Below are 19,234 nucleotides of genomic sequence, written 5' to 3'. Positions count from 1 at the left end.
CACTTCAGAAGACATCATGACAACGAATCAACAAAATGCAGTTGTTTCACAACCACAAACTGTCGTTGTGAAACTGGGTACAAGTGTGCTGACAGGCGGCACTTTGGCACTCGACCGTGCACACATGGTTGAGTTAGCACGCCAGTGTGCTGAGCTTAAAAAACAAGGCCATTCAATCGTAATGGTTTCGTCTGGTGCGATTGCAGCAGGCCGTGAGCATCTTGGTTACCCCGCATTGCCCAACGAGATGGCGAGTAAGCAGTTACTTGCCGCGGTGGGGCAGAGTCGCTTGATTCAAACATGGGAGTCTTTGTTTGGTATTTATGGTATCAAGATCGGCCAAATGCTACTAACCCGTGCCGATTTAGAAGATCGTGAGCGATTCCTTAACGCGCGTGACACTATTAATGCGCTCGTTGCGAACGATATTGTTCCTATCGTAAACGAAAATGATGCCGTTGCGACTAGCGAGATTAAAGTTGGCGATAACGACAACCTTTCCGCTTTGGTAGGCATTTTATGTGGTGCAGATAAGCTCTTGCTTTTAACTGACCAAAAAGGTCTGTTTACCGCTGACCCTCGTAAAGATCCGAACGCAGAGCTTATCAAGGAAGTAAAAACCATCGACGATACGCTGCGTAAAATCGCAGGTGGAAGCGGTACAACATTGGGTACTGGTGGTATGGCAACGAAGCTGCAAGCCGCAGACATCGCTCGCCGCGCAGGTATCGAGGTTATTATTGCTGCTGGTAGTGCGCCGAATGTTATCTTTGACTCTCTAAGTGATGAACCTCAGGGCACGCGCTTCCTACCTTGCGCTGAAGCCTTAGAGAACCGTAAACGCTGGATTCTAGCGGGACCTGCGGCATCGGGCGACATCGTTATTGATGATGGTGCAGTCAATGCTGTGGTCGGCAAGGGGAGTAGCCTACTTGCTAAAGGGGTCATCAAAGTTAGTGGTGACTTCGCACGAGGCGAAGTGGCGCGTGTAACAAACGCTCACGGTAAGTTGGTGGCTCGTGGCATCAGCGCCTACTCAAGTGATGACCTAACTAAAATTACGGGTAAGCACAGTAAAGATATCATCTCTATTTTGGGTCATGATTATGGCTCTGAGGTGATTCACCGCGATGATTTGGTCGTCATTCAGGAATAGAATTAGAGGGAAGCAAAGTGGATTTAACGAATATGGGTAAAGCTGCTAAAGATGCAGCTTTCGAATTAGCGACAGCGTCAACTGCGCAAAAGAACCAAGCATTAGCCATCATTGCTGATGAACTAGAAGCAAACTCTGCTGCTATTTTGGCGGCAAACGCTAAAGACATCGAACTTGGCCGTGAAGCGGGTTTAACCGATGCGCTGCTCGATCGCCTTTTGCTTAATGAAGAACGATTGACTGCAATTGCGAATGATGTTCGCAACGTCATTAGCTTGAACGATCCTGTAGGCAGCGAAATAGACAGTAAGGTACTGGAAAATGGGATGTCACTGTCTCGTCGTCGCGTGCCGCTTGGTGTCGTGGGCGTAATTTATGAAGCGCGTCCAAACGTAACCATTGATATCGCAGCGTTGTGCTTGAAAACCGGCAACGCAAGCATTTTACGTGGTGGTAAAGAGACATTTTTCTCGAATATGGAATTAGTGGAGGTTATTCAGTCTGCGCTCGCAAAGGCGAACCTTCCAGCCGCTTCTGTGCAGTACATTGAAAAACCAGATCGTGAGCTTGTTTCTCAATTGCTTAAGTTGGACGATTACGTCGACATGATCATTCCACGCGGTGGTGCTGGCCTACACAAAATGTGTAAAGAAAACAGCACGATTCCGGTGATTATTGGTGGCTTTGGTATCAGCCATATCTTTGTCGACGAATCCGCTGATCTAGAGAAATCCCTGAATGTGGTTGAGAACTCTAAAGTTCAACGTCCATCTGCGTGTAACTCATTAGATACGCTGCTCGTGCATGAAAAAATTGCAGCGCAATTCCTACCAATGATCGTAGAGCGCATGAACGATAAAGTGACCTTCGTGACAGAGCCTAAGGCAAAAGCACTGATGGCTCAAGCAACACAAATTCGCGATGCTGTTGAGGGTGACTTTGATACGGAATGGTTGAGCTACACTCTTGGTGTAAAAGTTGTGTCTGATGTGAAAGATGCCATTGATCATATGCGTGTCCATAACGCGAGCCACTCAGATGCGATCATGACCAATAGTTTGGAAAACTCAGAACTGTTCATCAATTCTGTCGGTTCGGCGGCGGTTTATGTGAATGCTTCAACACGCTTTACAGACGGTGCGCAATTTGGCCTTGGCGCAGAAGTCGCAGTATCTACGCAAAAGCTACATGCACGCGGTCCGATGGGCTTAGAAGAGCTAACTAGCTACAAGTGGGTTGGTAAAGCGAACTACTTAGCACGCAGTTAACACATTCGACGAGATCTTGAGTGAAAAAGGGGCTTTTGCGCCCCTTTTTGTTTTGTCTAACATACCAATTCCGCTACACTACATGAGCTTTTATTTCGGTTTGAAAGCGTTATACCCAAATAGCTTTAATAGAGTCCGTATAACCATGAACGCGTGGTTATCCGTGATTGCTCATGAGGTTATTTTGGTATAGATATGGAGGTGATATGCATTGTCCTTTTTGTTCCGAGAACGATACCAAAGTTATTGATTCCCGCTTAGTGGCTGATGGCCATCAAGTTCGACGTCGCCGTCAGTGCTTGGCGTGTAGCGAGCGTTTCACTACGTTTGAAAGCGCAGAGTTAGTGATGCCTAAAGTGATCAAATCGAATGGCAACCGTGAACCATTTGACGAAGATAAAATGGTTGGCGGTATTCAACGCGCTTTAGAGAAACGCCCAGTGAGTGCCGATTCTATAGAGTTAGCGATCAGTATGATCAAATCACAGCTGCGTGCGACGGGTGAGCGAGAGGTTCCGAGTGAAATGATTGGTAATTTAGTCATGGACCAGCTCAAAGAGCTCGATAAGGTGGCTTACATTCGTTTCGCTTCCGTTTACCGCAGCTTTGAAGATATTCGCGAGTTTGGCGAAGAGATTGCCCGCCTAGAAGACTGAGTAGCTCATGACTCAACACACTCCTGAAAGAGCGTTTTCTGATTTAGATTTCGCCATGATGTCACGAGCTATTAAGTTAGCGAAACGTGGCATTTTTACCACCGCCCCTAATCCAAATGTAGGGTGTGTCATCGTTCGTGATGAAGAAATTGTCGGTGAAGGCTATCACCATCGTGCTGGTGAGCCGCATGCCGAAGTGCACGCGATGCGCATGGCGGGTGAAAAAGCAGTTGGTGCAACCGCTTATGTGACGCTAGAACCTTGCTCTCATTACGGCCGTACACCGCCATGTGCCAAAGGGCTGATTAAAGCCAAAGTGGCACGTGTGGTTTGCGCCATGGTAGACCCAAACCCGAAAGTTGCAGGTCGCGGCATCCAGATGTTACGTGATGCCGGAATTGAAGTTCAAATCGGCTTGTTAGAGCAAGATGCCCTTGCCCTTAACCCTGGTTTTATAAAGTACATGCGTACAGGCATGCCGTTTGTTCAATTAAAAATGGCGGCCAGTTTGGATGGGCAAAGCGCACTCAATAATGGTCAGAGCCAATGGATCACCTCCCCAACGGCCCGCCAAGATGTGCAGCGTTATCGAGCAATGAGTGGTGGCATTCTTTCTACTAGCAAAACGGTGATTGATGATAATGCATCACTCAACGTGCGCTGGGATGACTTACCTAATAGTGTTCAAGCGCAGTATTTACAAGAAGAGCTTCGTCAACCAGTACGTGTAATCTTAGATCGTCAGAACCATTTAACTGATGCGCTCAAGCTGTTCCATACCGATGGAGAGCGAGTTATTGTTCGCTCTGATGGAGACTGTATCCCTCTATTGGACAGCGCTGACCAAATTGACTTATCAACGACATTAAAACGTATCTCTGATGAGCACCATATCAATCACTTATGGGTTGAAGCTGGAGCTACGCTAGCGAGTGCGATGATAAAGGCTAACCTTGTAGATGAGCTCATTGTTTATCTTGCGCCAAAACTCATGGGCAGCGATGGTCGGGGGCTTATCGGTGCTTTAGGGTTAAGCGCTATGGCTGACGTCATTGATTTAAACATTATAGACGTTCGTATGGTTGGGGTAGACATTCGCATCACCGCCACCATCAAACGTAATGAACTTAGATAAGAAATAGTATGTTTACAGGAATAGTAGAAGCAGTTGGCAAGTTAGCTGCGATTACGCCGAAGGGCGAAGACATCACCGTCACGGTTGAAACGGGTACGCTTGATATGTCAGACGTTAAGTTAGGCGATAGCATTGCGACCAATGGTGTTTGCTTAACGGTAGTTGACTTCGGAAGCCACTATTACAGTGCTGATCTGTCATTAGAAACCTTGAAGAAAACTGGGTTTGCTGATTACCAAGTAGGCGATAAGGTGAATCTAGAAAAAGCCATGTTGCCAACAATGCGGTTGGGTGGACATATCGTTTCTGGCCATGTCGATGGGGTTGGTGAAATTGTCGAACGCAATTCAGTTGGCCGTGCGATAGAGTTTTGGGTTGCAATGCCTGCGGAAATTAGCAAGTACGTTGCAGAGAAAGGCTCGATTACTGTTGATGGTATTAGCCTAACCGTCAACGACTTACGTAAAAATGCTTTTAAGCTGACGATCGTTCCTCATACGAGTGAAGAAACTACGATTGACCAGTTTCAAGTGGGGCGCAAAGTCAACTTGGAAGTTGATGTACTTGCGCGTTATATGGAGCGTTTACTGCAAGGACAACAAGAAGATAAGGCCGAGTCTCGTATCACGATGGACTTTTTACAGCAAAACGGTTTTGCATAAGTCTTGGGAGTGGCTGCGTGAGGCATGCGATAAAGAGCAGACTCACAGAACACCGCGAGATTCATTGACTTGCTTAATGCAAAGCTCAAACTATTGACCTAACTAGCATTCACTGCAACGTAATTTTTCATTGCTGTCGCAATAACAAATTTAGAATAACGGGATAACAGACTATGCCAATCAGTACGCCACAAGAAATTATTGATGATATTCGCGCAGGCAAAATGGTCATCCTAATGGATGATGAAGACCGCGAGAATGAAGGTGACTTGATCATGGCTGCCGAGCATATTACGCCGGAAGCCATCAACTTTATGGCAACCTATGGCCGTGGCCTGATTTGTTTAACCATGACCAAAGATCGTTGCGAAAGTCTAGGTCTGCCACCAATGGTGCAAGACAATAATGCGCAATACACCACCAACTTTACTGTTTCGATTGAGGCAGCAGAAGGGGTAACGACTGGTATTTCAGCCGCAGATCGCGCACGTACCGTTCAAGCAGCAGTCGCGCCAAACGCTAAAGCTGCGGATTTGGTGCAGCCTGGTCACATCTTCCCTCTCGCAGCTCAAGACGGCGGTGTACTGACTCGTGCAGGTCACACTGAAGCTGGCTGTGATTTGGCTCGTCTTGCTGGTTTAGAGCCAGCATCGGTGATTGTTGAGATCTTAAATGACGACGGCACGATGGCCCGTCGCCCAGATCTAGAGATCTTTGCAGAGAAGCACGGTATTAAATTGGGCACTATTGCCGACCTAATTGAGTACCGCAATAACACTGAGACAACGATTGAACGTGTGGCAGAGTGTAAGTTACCGACAGAGTTTGGCGAGTTCACGTTAGTCACGTACAAAGACACCATTGATAACCAAGTGCACTACGCAATGTGCAAGGGCGATTTGAAAGAAAAAGCGCCACTGGTTCGCGTTCATCTTCAAGACGTTTTTACCGACTTACTACGTAGCGATCGTAATGCAGAGCGCAGCTGGACACTAGATAAGGCAATGAAACGCATTGGTGAAGAAGGCGGTGTGCTGGTTGTTCTTGGCCATGAAGAATCGACCGATCTACTTATTCATCGCGTGAAGATGTTCGAAGCGCAAGACAAAGGTGAAGCCCCAACGCTTGCTAAAAAACAAGGCACGTCTCGCCGTGTTGGCGTTGGTTCACAGATTCTTGCGGATCTCGGTGTACATGATATGCGCCTTCTGTCATCGACCAACAAAAAGTACCACGCGTTAGGTGGTTTTGGTCTGAACGTTGTTGAGTACGTCTGCGAGTAACAACCGAACAATAAGTTCCTAGTCTTTGACGTGCTTAACTCGTCAATGGCTAGGAACCGGTGATTTGCCTCCAATTTCCATTAGATATTGCTCACAAATTTGTGCTAGAATCCGGCGATTCTCACTTGATGAACATATTTCACTTATAAATAGAGTTAAAGGAAAGCTTATGAAAGTGATCGAGGGTGGCTTCCCAGCGCCAAATGCAAAAATTGCTATCGTTATTTCTCGTTTCAACAGTTTTATTAACGAAAGCCTACTTTCTGGTGCGATCGATACACTAAAGCGTCACGGACAAGTAAGCGAAGACAACATCACGGTTGTGCGTTGTCCAGGTGCCGTAGAACTACCTCTAGTAGCTCAGCGTGTTGCTAAAACTGGCAAATTCGACGCGATTGTTTCTCTAGGGTCTGTTATTCGCGGTGGAACGCCTCACTTTGACTATGTTTGTAGTGAAATGAACAAAGGTCTAGCACAAGTGTCTATGGAATTCAGCATTCCAGTAGCATTTGGTGTTTTGACTGTTGATACGATCGATCAAGCGATTGAACGCGCAGGAACCAAGGCTGGTAATAAAGGTGCAGAGGCTGCACTAAGCGCACTTGAAATGATTAATGTACTATCTGAAATTGATTCCTAATGGGGGCCAGTGTGAAACCAGCCGCACGTCGTAACGCACGTCAATTCGCTCTACAGGCGATCTACTCATGGCAAATTACTAAAGAGAATGTTGCCAAGATTGAAGAACAGTTTTTGTCTGGCGACAAATACGATGAAGAAGAACTTCATGCATCTGAGCCAGCGCTTGCTGCTCCAGAGACAGACGTAGCTTACTTCCGTGAACTATTAAGCGGTGTTGTACTTAGCCACGCTGAGCTAGATAGCAAAATTCGTCCATACATCTCTCGTCCTATGCAGGATTTAGATATGATGGAACTTGCTCTTCTTCGCCTTGCTATGTACGAGATGACTCGTCGCGAAGATGTTCCTTACAAAGTTGTTATCAATGAAGCGATTGAACTTGCAAAAGTTTTTGCAGCAGAAGATAGCCACAAGTTTGTGAATGGTGTACTTGATAAAGCAGCACCTCACATTCGTAAGAAATAACGATTTCTTCAATGAAAAGGTCAGCACATGCTGACCTTTTTTGTATCAAAAGCTTTTACATCAAAAAGTAAGTGAATTATGTCTGGTGAATTTAATCTGATAGACAAGTATTTCGTCGGTCGTCAGAGCCAACGTAAAGATGTCCATCTAGCCGCTGGTGATGATTGCGCTTTGGTCAAAGCGCCAGCTAATGTTCAGATTGCGATTAGCACGGATACATTGGTAGCTGGAACGCATTTCTTAGCCGACGCGAACCCAGCATGGGTCGCACACAAAGCATTGGCTTCTAACATCAGTGATTTGGCTGCGATGGGCGCAACGCCTGCGTGGGTGAGCTTCGCATTAACGATGCCTGAGCCAGATGAAGAATGGCTTGCACCTTTCTGTGATGCATTTTTCGAACTGGCTGATTACTATGGTATTCAGTTAATAGGCGGTGATACCACCAAAGGGCCATTGTGTCTGACTCTAACGGTGCAAGGTTTTGTTCCTGAAGGTAAAGCTCTCACACGTTCCGGAGCCAAGCCTGGGGATTGGGTATATGTAACGGGAAACCTTGGCGATGCAAAAGCTGGCTTGGATGTGATTCTAGATGACTCTCTGCGCAGCAGAGCCGGCGCGGAAGCACTAGAGCGAGCTCACTACCTTAGTTCTCCGCGTGTGCTTGCTGGACAAGCTCTTGTTGGCTTAGCCTCGTCGGCGATAGATATTTCAGATGGTTTAATCTCTGATATTAAGCACATTTTACAGCGATCTCAGGTTGGGGTGAGTATTGATGTCTCTCAGCTACCGATCTCTTCAGAATTAGTTCAGTTTTTAGATGATAAGATCAGCGCGCAGCAGTATGCTTTAGCAAGTGGCGAAGAATACGAGTTGTGTTTTACCGTGCCGGAGCAAAATCGAGGCTCGTTACAAAGCGCTTTATCTCATACTGGCTGTAAGGTCACATGTATTGGTCAAATCCGACCAAATGGAACCTTCGAGCTGCATGATAACAATCAACCACTTGATTGGGACTTAAGTGGCTTCGACCACTTTAAATGATCTGAGCTAAGCTCTAGCCAAGAGCCTGTTACTATTGAGTAACTCGCAGGCATGACGATTGAAACCAAACTAGCAGTATAGGTTTAAGGATATGACCAACCCTCTTTCTCTGATTTCATTAAAGAACCCGTGGCATCTATTGGCGACGGGTTTTGGCAGTGGATTATCCCCGTTTATCCCTGGAACAATGGGCACACTGGCGGCCGTGCCTTTCTTTTTGTTGTTGGCACAATTACCATTTACGGCGTATGTCATTGTTGTTCTGATTTCGTGTGTGATCGGCATTCAAATATGCCAAGTGACCTCTGCAGACATGAAAGTTCATGATCATGGTTCAATCGTATGGGATGAGTTTGCAGGCTTTTGGATTACGATGAGCATTGTACCTGCACTGAATATTCCACTCACTGAATGGAAGTGGTTGATCACTGGCTTCATCTTATTTCGTTTTTTCGATATGGTAAAACCTTGGCCAATTGGGTGGCTAGATAAGCGAGTTCACGGTGGGCTGGGTATTATGGTTGATGATATCGTGGCGGGAATTATGGCTGGTGTTGCCTTGTTTCTAGTCGCAAAATATGCGGGCTGGATGAATTAAACGTTGACCGTAAAAAAGGGATGCTATGAGCATCCCTTTTTACATTCTATTTTGCTAAATAATCCAAGATGGATTTTTCAATTCCTTTTGCATCGAGACCAAGCTCTTCATGCAGTTCATCTTGTGTTCCCTGATGAATAAACTCATCGGGTAAACCTAGGTTCAACACAGGTTTAATGATTTTATCTTTCATCATGAACTCAACGACACCAGCACCAGCACCACCCGCGATAACATTTTCTTCTAACGTCACGAGCACGTCATGATCTGCGGCTAATTGACGAATCAATGCCTCATCGAGCGGCTTCACAAAGCGCATATCAGCAACAGTGGCGTTAAGGTATTCTGCCGCTTCTAGCGCGTTACCCAAGAAAGTACCAAAGTTCAGAATAGCAACTTTTTCACCTTGGCGAACCATGCGCCCTTTACCGATTTCTAACGCCGTAAACTCAGTTTCGATTTCTACGCCCATGCCGCTACCACGAGGGTATCGAACCGCACTCGGGCCAGAATGTTTATGGCCAGTGTAAAGCATTTGTCGGCACTCGTTTTCGTCACTTGGCGCCATGATCACCATGTTCGGAATACAGCGCATAAAGCTCAAATCGAACGCACCTTGGTGAGTTTGACCATCTGCGCCAACGAGACCTGCGCGGTCGATCGCAAACATCACTGGTAAGTCCATGATCGCGATGTCGTGGATCAATTGGTCATAACCACGTTGCAAGAAAGTCGAATAGATAGCAACGATCGGATGATCGCCCGCAATTGCCATGCCTGTTGCCAGTGTCACTGCGTGCTGCTCAGCAATCGCCACATCAAAGTATTGGTCTGGGTACTCTTTTGAGAAACGCACCATACCTGATCCTTCGCGCATTGCTGGCGTAATTGCCATTAGCTTAGGATCTTGGGCCGCCATGTCACATAAAAAGTCACCAAAGATCTTTGAGTAAGTTGGCTTACCGCCACTGCTTTTCGGTAGACAGTTATGCGTTGGATCGAATTTAGGAACACCATGGTAGCCGATAGGATCTTTCTCGGCAGGCTCATAACCTTTGCCTTTCTTGGTCATGATGTGTAAGAACTGAGGACCTTTGAGCTCACGCATGTTTTTTAGCGTTTTGACGAGTTCATTGACGTCGTGTCCATCAATCGGGCCAATGTAATTAAAGCCGAATTCTTCGAATAGAGTACCAGGCACTACCATGCCTTTTAGGTGCTCTTCCGTACGGCGAACCAACTCTTTAATAGGTGGAACACCAGACAGCACTTTCTTACCGCCTTCACGGATAGAAGTATACAAGCTACCAGAAAGTACTTTTGCAAGGTGGTTATTCAGGGCGCCGACGTTTTCTGAAATCGACATTTCGTTGTCGTTCAAAATCACCAACATATCAGGATGAACGTCGCCAGCGTGGTTCATGGCTTCGAATGCCATGCCTGCTGTAATTGCGCCATCACCAATCACACTGACAATTTTACGGCCTTTGCCTTCTTTTTGTGCGCTGATGGCCATGCCAAGGCCTGCACTGATAGATGTCGAAGAGTGACCGACAGACAACGTGTCATATTCACTTTCTTCACGCCAAGGGAAAGGGTGTAGACCATCCTTTTGGCGAATTGTTGGCATTTTATCGCGACGTCCGGTGAGGATTTTATGCGGGTAAGCCTGATGACCAACATCCCAGATCAATTTGTCGATAGGGGTGTTGTAAACATAATGCAGAGCGACAGTTAGCTCCACGGTGCCTAAGCCAGACGCTAAGTGTCCGCTAGATTGGCTCACTGAATTTAGCAGATACGTTCGCAGTTCATCACACAGATTTGGTAATGTTTCTTTCGGAAGAAGACGTAATTCTTCCGGTGTATTTGCTAACGCCAGTGTTGGGTACTTTGAAATATCAAGAGTCATATAAATGCGCGCTTATAGTGTTAATTTTTGCGCTCGATGACATATCGGGCGAACTCTTCGAGTAACTGAGTATTGTATGGGATAGCTTCCAATGCTTGAAGTGCTTCCTGTAACAGAGTGTGAGCTTTCTCTATGGCTCCCTCTAAACCCAGCAGGGAAGGATAAGTGCTCTTATTCAGACCTTGGTCGGAACCTTGAGGCTTACCCAGTGTTTCTGTGTCACTGATGATATCAAGAATATCGTCTTGAACCTGAAACGCCAAACCAATTGCTTTTGAGTAGCGCTCCAAGTGAGGTAGAACCTCGATACCTTTCTCACCAGCAGCTAATGCACCTAATTTTACCGCACAATCAATCAGAGCTCCGGTTTTTTTACGGTGTATCTCTTCCATTTCTTCAAGAGAAACTAGGCGATTTTCCGCGCCTAAATCTAAGGCTTGCCCTACACACATGCCGCTGGCACCAGAGGAATGCGCTAAGGCTTTGATCATGTTGATGCGTTGAGCTTCAGCCGCCGGGCTTAATTGACCATCAGCAATAATAGTGAAGGCAAGAGTTTGTAGTGCGTCACCTGTCAGTATTGCGGTTGCTTCATCAAACTTAATATGACAAGTTGGTTGACCTCGACGCAGTTCATCATCGTCCATGGCTGGCAGATCATCATGAATGAGTGAGTAGGCATGTATACATTCGATAGCAGCGGCGGGGGTGTCTAAGTCTTCAGGTTTACAGCCGAGCATTTGACCTGTGATGTAAACAAGAAAAGGGCGAACGCGTTTTCCACCTAGCAAAAGGCCGTATTTCATTGCTTGAATCAATGGCTGCTCTTGATATGGAAGCTGATCGAGCCACAAATTCAATTGCTGATTGTTTCTTTGTTGAAAAGACGTCAATGTCTGTTGCATCACATTGCTCACTACTGATTGTTATTCTGAATCTGGTTTGAAGTCACTCAGTGGTGCTTCATCATCTTCACTAAGAAGAATGCTCACGCGCTGTTCGGCGTCGCTTAATTTAGTTTGGCCTGCACGAGCTAAGGCAATGCCTCGTTCAAACTTACGCAGGGCATCATCTAGAGCAAGATCGCCATTTTCTAATTGATCAACCAAGCTATCAAGCTCTTCAATGGTTGCTTCAAAGGTCATGTTTTCTGGTTTCTTGACCGCCATCTTTTTTCTGCCTTAATCAAGCCTCGGGTAAGATGCACGAAAGTTACCTTAGCCTAGTAACTTGGTCAAATTTAACCTTATATAATTGTCACAAAATTAGCGTTCAACGAGTCTAAGCGGTGAAACCCCATATTTTGGTTGAGGTTGTTAGGTGTAATTTGTGATCCATTAGCTAAGATTTTTCTAAAAATTCTGCGCGAGTTGTCGATACAGGTAATAATCCGCCCAATGGCAGTATTTGAGTATAGCGTGAGGAGTGCTTTGTGGATTTAGCAACCCTATTAGGTTTGATTGGTGGTTTTGCATTCGTCATTATGGCGATGGTGCTTGGTGGCAGCATCGGCATGTTTGTCGATGTCACGTCGATCCTTATTGTCGTTGGTGGCTCAATATTCGTCGTGTTGATGAAGTTCACAATGGGACAGTTTTTTGGTGCGACAAAGATTGCTGGCAAAGCCTTCATGTTTAAAGCGGATGAACCCGAAGACCTGATCGCAAAAATTGTGGAAATGGCCGACGCGGCGCGTAAAGGTGGTTTTCTTGCTCTTGAAGAGATGGAAATAAACAACACATTCATGCAGAAAGGCATTGATCTACTGGTTGATGGCCATGATGCCGACGTTGTGAGAGCGGCACTCAAAAAAGACATCGCGCTTACAGATGAACGACATACGCAAGGTACTGGTGTATTTCGCGCCTTTGGCGACGTTGCTCCTGCGATGGGAATGATTGGTACCTTGGTTGGTCTTGTTGCGATGCTTTCAAACATGGATGACCCTAAAGCGATTGGACCAGCAATGGCCGTTGCACTCTTGACCACATTGTATGGCGCGATCCTGTCCAATATGGTGTTTTTCCCTATTGCGGATAAGCTTTCTCTTCGCCGTGACCAAGAAACGCTAAATCGCCGTTTGATCATGGATGGCGTATTAGCGATTCAAGATGGCCAAAACCCGCGAGTGATCGATAGTTACTTGAAGAACTACCTCAATGAAGGTAAACGTGCCCTTGAGATTGACGAGTAACTTGGAGAGTCGTGATGGATGATGAAGATAACAAATGCGATTGTCCGCCACCTGGCCTCCCGTTATGGATGGGGACATTTGCAGATTTGATGTCGCTACTAATGTGTTTCTTTGTTCTTCTGCTCTCGTTTTCTGAGATGGATGTACTGAAGTTCAAACAAATTGCAGGATCAATGAAATTTGCCTTCGGTGTGCAAAATCAGCTTGAAGTGAAAGACATTCCCAAAGGTACTAGCATTATTGCCCAAGAGTTTCGACCGGGTCGGCCGGAACCAACTCCGATTGATGTCATCATGCAGCAAACCATGGACATCACTCAGCAGACGCTCGAATTTCATGAAGGGGAGTCTGATCGAGCTGGTGGCACAAAACGTGATGAAGGCAAGTTAACGGGTGGGCAATCGCCAGAAACGTCAACTCAAAACAATGAATCTGCCGAAGCGGACATGCAACAACAGCAATCTAAAGAGATGTCGCAAGAGATGGAAACCTTGATGGAAAGCATCAAGAAAGCCTTAGAGCGAGAGATTGAACAAGGCGCCATTGAAGTTGAAAACCTCGGTCAGCAGATTGTTATACGTATGCGTGAAAAAGGTGCATTCCCAGAAGGTTCGGCCTTCTTGCAGCCTAAGTTTCGTCCTTTAGTTCGTCAGATTGCAGAGCTAGTAAAAGACGTGCCAGGCATTGTGCGAGTATCTGGCCATACAGACAATCGACCGCTAGACTCGGAACTTTATCGTTCTAACTGGGATCTCTCTTCTCAGCGTGCAGTATCAGTCGCGCAAGAGATGGAGAAAGTGAGAGGCTTCTCTCATCAACGTTTAAGAGTACGAGGCATGGCGGATACGGAACCCTTGTTACCGAATGATTCTGATGAAAATCGCGCGCTTAACCGACGGGTTGAAATCAGCATTATGCAAGGCGAGCCTCTCTACAGTGAAGAAGTGCCGGTAATTCAATAACTAGGCTTTAGTTTTAAGTCAGTAAAGAGATAAGAAAGCGAGCAGATTGCTCGCTTTTTTTGTTTTTCCAATCCGCTTGGGTGTATAATCTTGCGCCTTAAAAGTGAGCTCAGACTACTTTTTGTGACTGAAACGCGGTTTTACTGCGTATGAAGTATTGAAGTTGAGTGTCACTCTTTGTTGATTGCGAAACTAACCTGCGAATTAGACTATGAAATTTATTGTAAAGCCCCATCCAGAAATTTTTGTAAAAAGTGAATCTGTGCGTAAGCGCTTCACAAAGATTTTAGAGTGCAACATTCGTAACATCATTAAGAGCCGCACGGAGTCTGTCGCGGTATTTAACCGTCGTGATCACATTGAAGTGACCTCTGAGAGTAACGAATTCCACGCTGAAGTTCTTGAGGTTTTGACTCATACACCAGGCATTCACCACGTACTGGAAGTGAAGCAAACTGAATTTAAAGACTTGCACGATATCTTCGAGCAAGTACTAGAACTCAACCGTGCTGCACTCGAAAATAAAACCTTTGTTGTACGTGCGAAGCGTCGTGGCAAGCATGACTTTACCTCTATTGAACTAGAGCGTTATGTAGGCGGTGGTTTAAATCAAGCGATTGAAAGCGCTAGTGTTAAGCTACGAAACCCAGACGTGACGATCAAGGTAGAAGTCTCGAACGACAAGCTAAACCAAGTATTGTCTCGTCATAAAGGCCTAGGTGGTTTCCCACTGGGTACGCAAGAAGACGTGTTAAGCCTGATCTCGGGTGGTTTCGACTCTGGTGTTTCAAGCTATCTTCATATCAAGCGTGGTTCAAAAGTACATTACTGCTTCTTTAACTTAGGTGGTCCAGCACACGAAATCGGCGTTAAGCAGGTTTCTCACTACCTATGGAACAAATACGGTTCTTCAGCAAAAGTACGTTTTATCTCAGTTGATTTCGAGCCTGTGGTTGCGGAAATCCTAGAGAAAGTCGATGACGGCCAAATGGGCGTGATCTTGAAGCGTATGTTTATGCGTGCAGCAGGCATGATCGCTCAGAAGATGAAGATCGAAGCATTGGTAACAGGTGAAGCGCTAGGTCAAGTATCGAGCCAAACGCTAACCAATCTACGCCACATCGATAACGTAACTGACACGCTGATTCTGCGTCCACTTATCAACTGGGATAAAGAAGACATCATCAATCTAGCACGTGAAATCGGCACAGAAGATTTCGCGAAGACAATGCCAGAATACTGTGGTGTTATCTCTAAGAAGCCAACCGTGAAAGCGGTGAAAGGCAAGCTAGAAGCTGAAGAAGAGAAATTCGACTTTAGTATCCTTGAGCAAGTGGTTCAAGAAGCTCGCATGATGGACATTCGTGATATTGCGAAAGAGTCTGAGCAAGCCGCACCAGAAGTAGAGCAAGTTCAAGCGATAGAAGAGCACGCGGTTGTGCTAGATATTCGTAGTCCTGAAGAGGAAGACGATAACCCACTTGAAATCGAAGGTGTGGATGTGAAACATATCCCTTTCTACAAGCTGGGTACACAGTTTGGTGACTTAGACCAGTCTAAGACATACCTACTTTACTGTGACCGCGGTGTGATGAGCCGTCTGCAAGCGCTTTACTTGCAAGAGCAAGGCTTCAGCAACGTAAAAGTTTACCGTCCATAGCTGACTGTTAAAATACGTTAAAAGGCGCAAATTGAGACATCAATTTGCGCCTTTTTTGTTTTTGATCGCGTTACAGACAACCATTACTTAGCATAATGTTGAGGCTTATCGCAAAGCCATACACTTTGTGTTGATATAACGATAATTAATCCGAAAGAAGAGTAATAAAGTGATATTGCTGCCAGATATGCGGATGAGATTTTTGATAGATAAAAAAACACCGCCTAATTTAGGCGGTGTAACAAATTTGACAGACAGGTCAAAAATAAATACAGGAAGTATATGTTTTGTCACAGGGAGTGTGGACAAAACATTATGGTAGAAATCTACCTAACTCGAAATACGAGTTTGCAAACACAACATCGCAACAACGAAGCCAATTGATTTCCAAAGAAATCAAGCCGTTCAGGCCCGTGTTGCGGGGTGAAATATAGAATTTATCTGGCTGTTCGACAACGGACATTTTATAATGTTTCAGATTAAAAAAACTAATCCTATTAGAGGTCCCATATGTCTCGCAGATTGCCTCCATTAAATTCGCTTCGAGTCTTCGAAGCGGCTGCTCGTCATCTCAGTTTTACACGAGCAGCAGAAGAGTTATTTGTTACTCAAGCCGCGGTCAGTCACCAGATTAAAGCGCTTGAAGAGTTCTTATCATTGAAGCTCTTCCGTCGACGTAATCGTTCTTTGTTGTTAACAGAAGAAGGCCAAAGTTACTTTCTCGATATCAAAGATATTTTCACCTCGATTGCGGAAGCGACAGATAAGGTGTTGGAACGTAGCGAAAAAGGGGCATTGACGATTAGCCTACCGCCGAGTTTTGCTATCCAATGGCTTGTACCTCGTTTGGCCGATTTTAATGCTCAAGAGCCCGATATCGATGTTCGTATTAAAGCCGTAGATATGGATGAAGGCTCACTGACTGATGATGTTGATGTGGCGATCTACTATGGCCGTGGGAACTGGCCAGGTTTGCGAGCAGATAAATTGTACCAAGAGTTTTTGATCCCACTTTGTTCACCTTCATTACTTTTGGGTAACAAACCATTAGAATCTTTAAGTGACCTCAAATTACATACTTTGTTACACGATACTTCGCGTAAAGACTGGAAGCAGTTTGCTCGTCATTACAACATTGAAGGCATCAACGTAAACCACGGTCCTATTTTTAGTCACTCAACGATGGTGCTACAGGCTGCTGCGCACGGTCAGGGGGTCGCGCTCGGTAACAACGTACTCGCCAAACCTGAAATGGAAGCCGGACGACTCATTGCACCATTCGACGAGGTGTTGATATCTAAGAATGCATTCTATGTGGTGTGTCATGAACAGCAGGCAGATATGGGCCGAATCGCAACGTTTAGAGACTGGATGTTAGCAACCGCGAGAAAAGAACAAGAGGAAGTATTGGATGAATCACTGGATAGCTGAGGGACCTGAAAACGGACCGCTGTTTATTTTTGCTCACGGCGCAGGTGCGGGGATGGAGCATGACTTCATGACAGCTGTCGCCAAAGGATTAGTGGAGCAAGGTATTCGTGTAGTGCGTTTTAATTTCCCTTACATGGTGAAACGTTCGGAAGATGGCAAAAAGCGTCCGCCCGATCGCGCGCCAAAGTTGCTCGAAGCATACAGCGAAGTGATCGCTCACTTTACTTCTTCTCCCGTGGTTATTGGTGGTAAGTCAATGGGCGGTCGTATGTCGAGCTTGTTGGCTGAAAATGAGCTGGTGGCGGGCATTGCCTGTTTAGGGTTTCCATTTCACCCGCCGGGAAAGCCAGAGAAATACAAAGGCGAACACTTAGCAACCATTGAGAAACCTACGCTGATTCTGCAAGGGGAACGAGACACCTTTGGTAAGCGTGAGGAATTCGATGATTTCGTCCTTTCGTCACAAGTAACGGTGAGCTTTTTACCTGATGGTGACCACAGCTTCAAACCGCGCAAGATCTCAGGTCATACTGAAGTGGGTAACATTGCACTCGCGATAGAGCAGTTAGCGGCGTTTATAAAAGAGGTGTACAGTGAAAAGTAAGTGGTTACTCTCATTCTCTGCTCTGTCTGGGCTGATTTCGGTCGCTCTTGGAGCATTTGCTGCTCATGGGCTAAAAGCGACACTGGCCCCTTATTTGCTCGGTGTATTTGAGACCGGAGTTCTGTATCAATTTATTCACACGTTGGCGATTGTGTTTTGTGCCATTCTGCTTCTGCTCAATTTGGGACAAAAAGCACAAAAATATTTTTTCATTGCGGCGATTTGCTTTATTATCGGCATCTTTTGTTTTAGCGGCAGTCTTTACGCGCTGGCGCTGACGGGCATTAAGTGGTTTGGGCCAATTACTCCTGTGGGAGGATTACTGTTCATGATTGGTTGGTGTCTGTTCTTTTTTGCTGCGTTCAATATCAAAGAGGTCTCCAAGTGAAACAACTAATGCTCTATTGCCGTTCTGGCTTTGAGAAAGAGTGTGCTGGTGAAATTCAGGACAAAGCGACACAGTTGGAAGTGTATGGCTTCCCTCGTGTGAAGAGAAACTCAGGTTATGTTGTCTTCGAGTGTTACCAAGATGGAGATGCCGACAAACTTGCGAGAGGTTTAGACTTTAAGTCTTTAATTTTTGCTCGACAAATGTTTGCGGTAGCAGCTGAGTTTCAATCGTTGCCAAGTGATGACCGCATTAGTCCAATTTTGAATGAACTAGCAGACATTGAAGCATTCCCTCGTTGTGGTGATTTGAGAATTGAAACGCCAGATACAAATGAAGCGAAAGAGCTACTGAAATTCTGCCGTAAGTTTACCGTCCCAATGCGTCAAGCGTTGCGCGGCAAAGGCTTAATGCTGAACAAAGATAACGCGAAAAAACCAGTACTGCACATTTGCTTTGTTGAGCCTGGCCACTGTTACGTTGGTTACTCTTACACTGACAACAACTCACAGTTCTTCATGGGTATCCCTCGCCTTAAATTCCCAGCAGACGCTCCAAGTCGTTCAACACTTAAACTGGAAGAAGCATTTCATGTCTTTATTCCACGTGAAGAGTGGGATGAGCGTTTGGCACCAGGTATGTGGGGTGTGGATTTAGGTGCATGTCCAGGCGGTTGGACGTACCAATTAGTGAAGCGCTCAATGTTCGTTCACTGCGTAGATAACGGCATGATGGCAGACAGTTTGATGGAAACTGGCCAGATCAAGCACCATATGGTGGATGGTTTTAAGTTCGAACCAGACCGCAAGAACGTAACATGGATTGTTTGTGACATGGTGGAAAAGCCAGCTCGTGTTGCTCACCTGATGGGACAGTGGCTGTTAAAAGGTTGGGCAAAAGAGGCCATCTTTAACCTTAAGCTGCCAATGAAAGGGCGTTATGACGAAGTGCTGCAAGACCTTGAAAATCTGAAGCAGTTCCTCATTGATAATAAGGTAAAGTTCAAGCTACAAGCTAAACATTTGTATCATGATCGTGAAGAAATCACGATTCATATCCAATGTCTGTCGAATATTTCACCTTACTAACTTTATTCCCCGAGTCTTTTGGGAATAGTGATTAGAATAGAAAAAGCGCCTTCAAATGGCGCTTTTTTAATATCTGCCGGATTTCA

The 19,234-nt window shown here is 45.7% G+C and carries 20 protein-coding genes; 17 read left to right on the top strand and 3 right to left on the bottom strand.

The window, feature by feature from the left end; translation table 11 throughout:
• Nucleotides 1–16: 16 nt before the first annotated feature.
• From proB to pgpA, 10 genes are all read left to right on the top strand, one after another.
• The gene (gene proB / locus R8N46_RS15350; RefSeq protein WP_115385778.1) at nucleotides 17–1,156 is read left to right on the top strand and encodes a glutamate 5-kinase; all 1,140 of its coding nucleotides are present in this window, start codon (nucleotides 17–19) and stop codon (nucleotides 1,154–1,156) included.
• Between the two features lie 17 nt (nucleotides 1,157–1,173).
• The gene (locus tag R8N46_RS15345) at nucleotides 1,174–2,424 is read left to right on the top strand and encodes a glutamate-5-semialdehyde dehydrogenase (protein ID WP_115385779.1); all 1,251 of its coding nucleotides are present in this window, start codon (nucleotides 1,174–1,176) and stop codon (nucleotides 2,422–2,424) included.
• A 206-nt stretch (nucleotides 2,425–2,630) separates the two neighbouring features.
• The gene (gene nrdR / locus R8N46_RS15340; RefSeq protein ID WP_005381578.1) at nucleotides 2,631–3,080 is read left to right on the top strand and encodes a transcriptional regulator NrdR; all 450 of its coding nucleotides are present in this window, start codon (nucleotides 2,631–2,633) and stop codon (nucleotides 3,078–3,080) included.
• A 7-nt stretch (nucleotides 3,081–3,087) separates the two neighbouring features.
• A complete protein-coding gene (gene ribD / locus R8N46_RS15335) occupies nucleotides 3,088–4,215 on the top strand; it encodes a bifunctional diaminohydroxyphosphoribosylaminopyrimidine deaminase/5-amino-6-(5-phosphoribosylamino)uracil reductase RibD (protein WP_115385780.1) in 1,128 nt (375 codons plus the stop codon).
• A gap of 8 nt (nucleotides 4,216–4,223) precedes the next feature.
• Nucleotides 4,224–4,877 (top strand): riboflavin synthase, encoded by a 654-nt coding sequence (locus R8N46_RS15330; protein ID WP_213972475.1) that lies wholly within the window; start codon nucleotides 4,224–4,226, stop codon nucleotides 4,875–4,877.
• Nucleotides 4,878–5,050: 173 nt separating this feature from the next.
• Entirely contained in the window at nucleotides 5,051–6,160 is a 1,110-nt protein-coding gene (gene ribBA, locus R8N46_RS15325; RefSeq protein ID WP_005381573.1) for a bifunctional 3,4-dihydroxy-2-butanone-4-phosphate synthase/GTP cyclohydrolase II, read from the top strand.
• A gap of 169 nt (nucleotides 6,161–6,329) precedes the next feature.
• Entirely contained in the window at nucleotides 6,330–6,800 is a 471-nt protein-coding gene (ribE, locus tag R8N46_RS15320; protein ID WP_005381572.1) for a 6,7-dimethyl-8-ribityllumazine synthase, read from the top strand.
• Nucleotides 6,800–7,267, top strand: a complete 468-nt coding sequence (gene nusB, locus R8N46_RS15315; RefSeq protein WP_005381571.1) for a transcription antitermination factor NusB — start codon at nucleotides 6,800–6,802, stop codon at nucleotides 7,265–7,267. The genes ribE and nusB overlap by 1 nt, the downstream gene beginning before the upstream one ends.
• Before the next feature lie 78 nt (nucleotides 7,268–7,345).
• Nucleotides 7,346–8,311, top strand: a complete 966-nt coding sequence (gene thiL / locus R8N46_RS15310; protein WP_167415050.1) for a thiamine-phosphate kinase — start codon at nucleotides 7,346–7,348, stop codon at nucleotides 8,309–8,311.
• Nucleotides 8,312–8,402: 91 nt separating this feature from the next.
• Nucleotides 8,403–8,909 (top strand): phosphatidylglycerophosphatase A, encoded by a 507-nt coding sequence (pgpA, locus tag R8N46_RS15305; RefSeq protein WP_005381569.1) that lies wholly within the window; start codon nucleotides 8,403–8,405, stop codon nucleotides 8,907–8,909.
• A gap of 46 nt (nucleotides 8,910–8,955) precedes the next feature.
• Here the strand turns inward: pgpA and dxs are convergent, their stop codons facing one another.
• From dxs to xseB, 3 genes are read right to left on the bottom strand one after another with little or no spacing between them, the layout of a single operon-like run.
• A complete protein-coding gene (dxs, locus tag R8N46_RS15300; protein ID WP_005383623.1) occupies nucleotides 8,956–10,821 on the bottom strand; it encodes a 1-deoxy-D-xylulose-5-phosphate synthase in 1,866 nt (621 codons plus the stop codon).
• A 20-nt stretch (nucleotides 10,822–10,841) separates the two neighbouring features.
• On the bottom strand, nucleotides 10,842–11,726 hold the full coding sequence (gene ispA / locus R8N46_RS15295; protein ID WP_065274231.1) for a (2E,6E)-farnesyl diphosphate synthase: 885 nt from the start codon (nucleotides 11,724–11,726) through the stop codon (nucleotides 10,842–10,844).
• A 21-nt stretch (nucleotides 11,727–11,747) separates the two neighbouring features.
• Nucleotides 11,748–11,990 (bottom strand): exodeoxyribonuclease VII small subunit, encoded by a 243-nt coding sequence (gene xseB, locus R8N46_RS15290; protein WP_005381566.1) that lies wholly within the window; start codon nucleotides 11,988–11,990, stop codon nucleotides 11,748–11,750.
• A 263-nt stretch (nucleotides 11,991–12,253) separates the two neighbouring features.
• Between xseB and pomA the strand changes: the two genes are divergently transcribed.
• From pomA to rlmM, 7 genes are all read left to right on the top strand, one after another.
• Nucleotides 12,254–13,015 (top strand): flagellar motor protein PomA, encoded by a 762-nt coding sequence (pomA, locus tag R8N46_RS15285; RefSeq protein WP_005381564.1) that lies wholly within the window; start codon nucleotides 12,254–12,256, stop codon nucleotides 13,013–13,015.
• 14 nt (nucleotides 13,016–13,029) lie between these two features.
• The gene (locus tag R8N46_RS15280) at nucleotides 13,030–13,977 is read left to right on the top strand and encodes a flagellar motor protein MotB (RefSeq protein WP_042521210.1); all 948 of its coding nucleotides are present in this window, start codon (nucleotides 13,030–13,032) and stop codon (nucleotides 13,975–13,977) included.
• A 211-nt stretch (nucleotides 13,978–14,188) separates the two neighbouring features.
• A complete protein-coding gene (gene thiI, locus R8N46_RS15275) occupies nucleotides 14,189–15,637 on the top strand; it encodes a tRNA uracil 4-sulfurtransferase ThiI (RefSeq protein WP_042521212.1) in 1,449 nt (482 codons plus the stop codon).
• A gap of 510 nt (nucleotides 15,638–16,147) precedes the next feature.
• Nucleotides 16,148–17,068: a transcriptional regulator GcvA gene (locus R8N46_RS15270; protein ID WP_005383616.1), complete on the top strand. Its 921-nt coding sequence runs from the start codon at nucleotides 16,148–16,150 to the stop codon at nucleotides 17,066–17,068.
• Entirely contained in the window at nucleotides 17,049–17,672 is a 624-nt protein-coding gene (locus tag R8N46_RS15265) for an alpha/beta fold hydrolase (protein WP_005383614.1), read from the top strand. The genes R8N46_RS15270 and R8N46_RS15265 overlap by 20 nt, the downstream gene beginning before the upstream one ends.
• Nucleotides 17,662–18,060, top strand: coding sequence for a DUF423 domain-containing protein (locus tag R8N46_RS15260; RefSeq protein ID WP_042521214.1), 399 nt, complete (start codon nucleotides 17,662–17,664; stop codon nucleotides 18,058–18,060). Before R8N46_RS15265 ends, R8N46_RS15260 begins: the two co-directional genes overlap by 11 nt.
• Nucleotides 18,057–19,148, top strand: a complete 1,092-nt coding sequence (gene rlmM, locus R8N46_RS15255; RefSeq protein ID WP_017820611.1) for a 23S rRNA (cytidine(2498)-2'-O)-methyltransferase RlmM — start codon at nucleotides 18,057–18,059, stop codon at nucleotides 19,146–19,148. The genes R8N46_RS15260 and rlmM overlap by 4 nt, the downstream gene beginning before the upstream one ends.
• The last annotated feature ends 86 nt before the right edge of the window (nucleotides 19,149–19,234 follow it).

Source organism: Vibrio sp. 1874, from assembly GCF_033344395.1.
GTDB classification, from domain to species: domain Bacteria; phylum Pseudomonadota; class Gammaproteobacteria; order Enterobacterales; family Vibrionaceae; genus Vibrio; species Vibrio alginolyticus.
Note: the sequence above shows the minus strand (reverse complement) of the source record. Positions and strands in the feature narration are given on the sequence as shown.

Excerpts from the sequence above, each read along its gene's own strand:
- ispA (WP_065274231.1), bottom strand. The coding sequence starts at position 11,726 with ATGCAACAGACATTGACGTCTTTTCAACAAAGAAACAATCAGCAATTG.
- R8N46_RS15330 (WP_213972475.1), top strand. The coding sequence starts at position 4,224 with ATGTTTACAGGAATAGTAGAAGCAGTTGGCAAGTTAGCTGCGATTACG.
- xseB (WP_005381566.1), bottom strand. The coding sequence starts at position 11,990 with ATGGCGGTCAAGAAACCAGAAAACATGACCTTTGAAGCAACCATTGAA.
- pgpA (WP_005381569.1), top strand. The coding sequence starts at position 8,403 with ATGACCAACCCTCTTTCTCTGATTTCATTAAAGAACCCGTGGCATCTA.
- thiL (WP_167415050.1), top strand. The coding sequence starts at position 7,346 with ATGTCTGGTGAATTTAATCTGATAGACAAGTATTTCGTCGGTCGTCAG.
- ribBA (WP_005381573.1), top strand. The coding sequence starts at position 5,051 with ATGCCAATCAGTACGCCACAAGAAATTATTGATGATATTCGCGCAGGC.
- nrdR (WP_005381578.1), top strand. The coding sequence starts at position 2,631 with ATGCATTGTCCTTTTTGTTCCGAGAACGATACCAAAGTTATTGATTCC.
- thiI (WP_042521212.1), top strand. The coding sequence starts at position 14,189 with ATGAAATTTATTGTAAAGCCCCATCCAGAAATTTTTGTAAAAAGTGAA.
- nusB (WP_005381571.1), top strand. The coding sequence starts at position 6,800 with ATGGGGGCCAGTGTGAAACCAGCCGCACGTCGTAACGCACGTCAATTC.
- R8N46_RS15265 (WP_005383614.1), top strand. The coding sequence starts at position 17,049 with ATGAATCACTGGATAGCTGAGGGACCTGAAAACGGACCGCTGTTTATT.
- ribE (WP_005381572.1), top strand. The coding sequence starts at position 6,330 with ATGAAAGTGATCGAGGGTGGCTTCCCAGCGCCAAATGCAAAAATTGCT.
- R8N46_RS15280 (WP_042521210.1), top strand. The coding sequence starts at position 13,030 with ATGGATGATGAAGATAACAAATGCGATTGTCCGCCACCTGGCCTCCCG.
- dxs (WP_005383623.1), bottom strand. The coding sequence starts at position 10,821 with ATGACTCTTGATATTTCAAAGTACCCAACACTGGCGTTAGCAAATACA.
- R8N46_RS15270 (WP_005383616.1), top strand. The coding sequence starts at position 16,148 with ATGTCTCGCAGATTGCCTCCATTAAATTCGCTTCGAGTCTTCGAAGCG.
- ribD (WP_115385780.1), top strand. The coding sequence starts at position 3,088 with ATGACTCAACACACTCCTGAAAGAGCGTTTTCTGATTTAGATTTCGCC.
- proB (WP_115385778.1), top strand. The coding sequence starts at position 17 with ATGACAACGAATCAACAAAATGCAGTTGTTTCACAACCACAAACTGTC.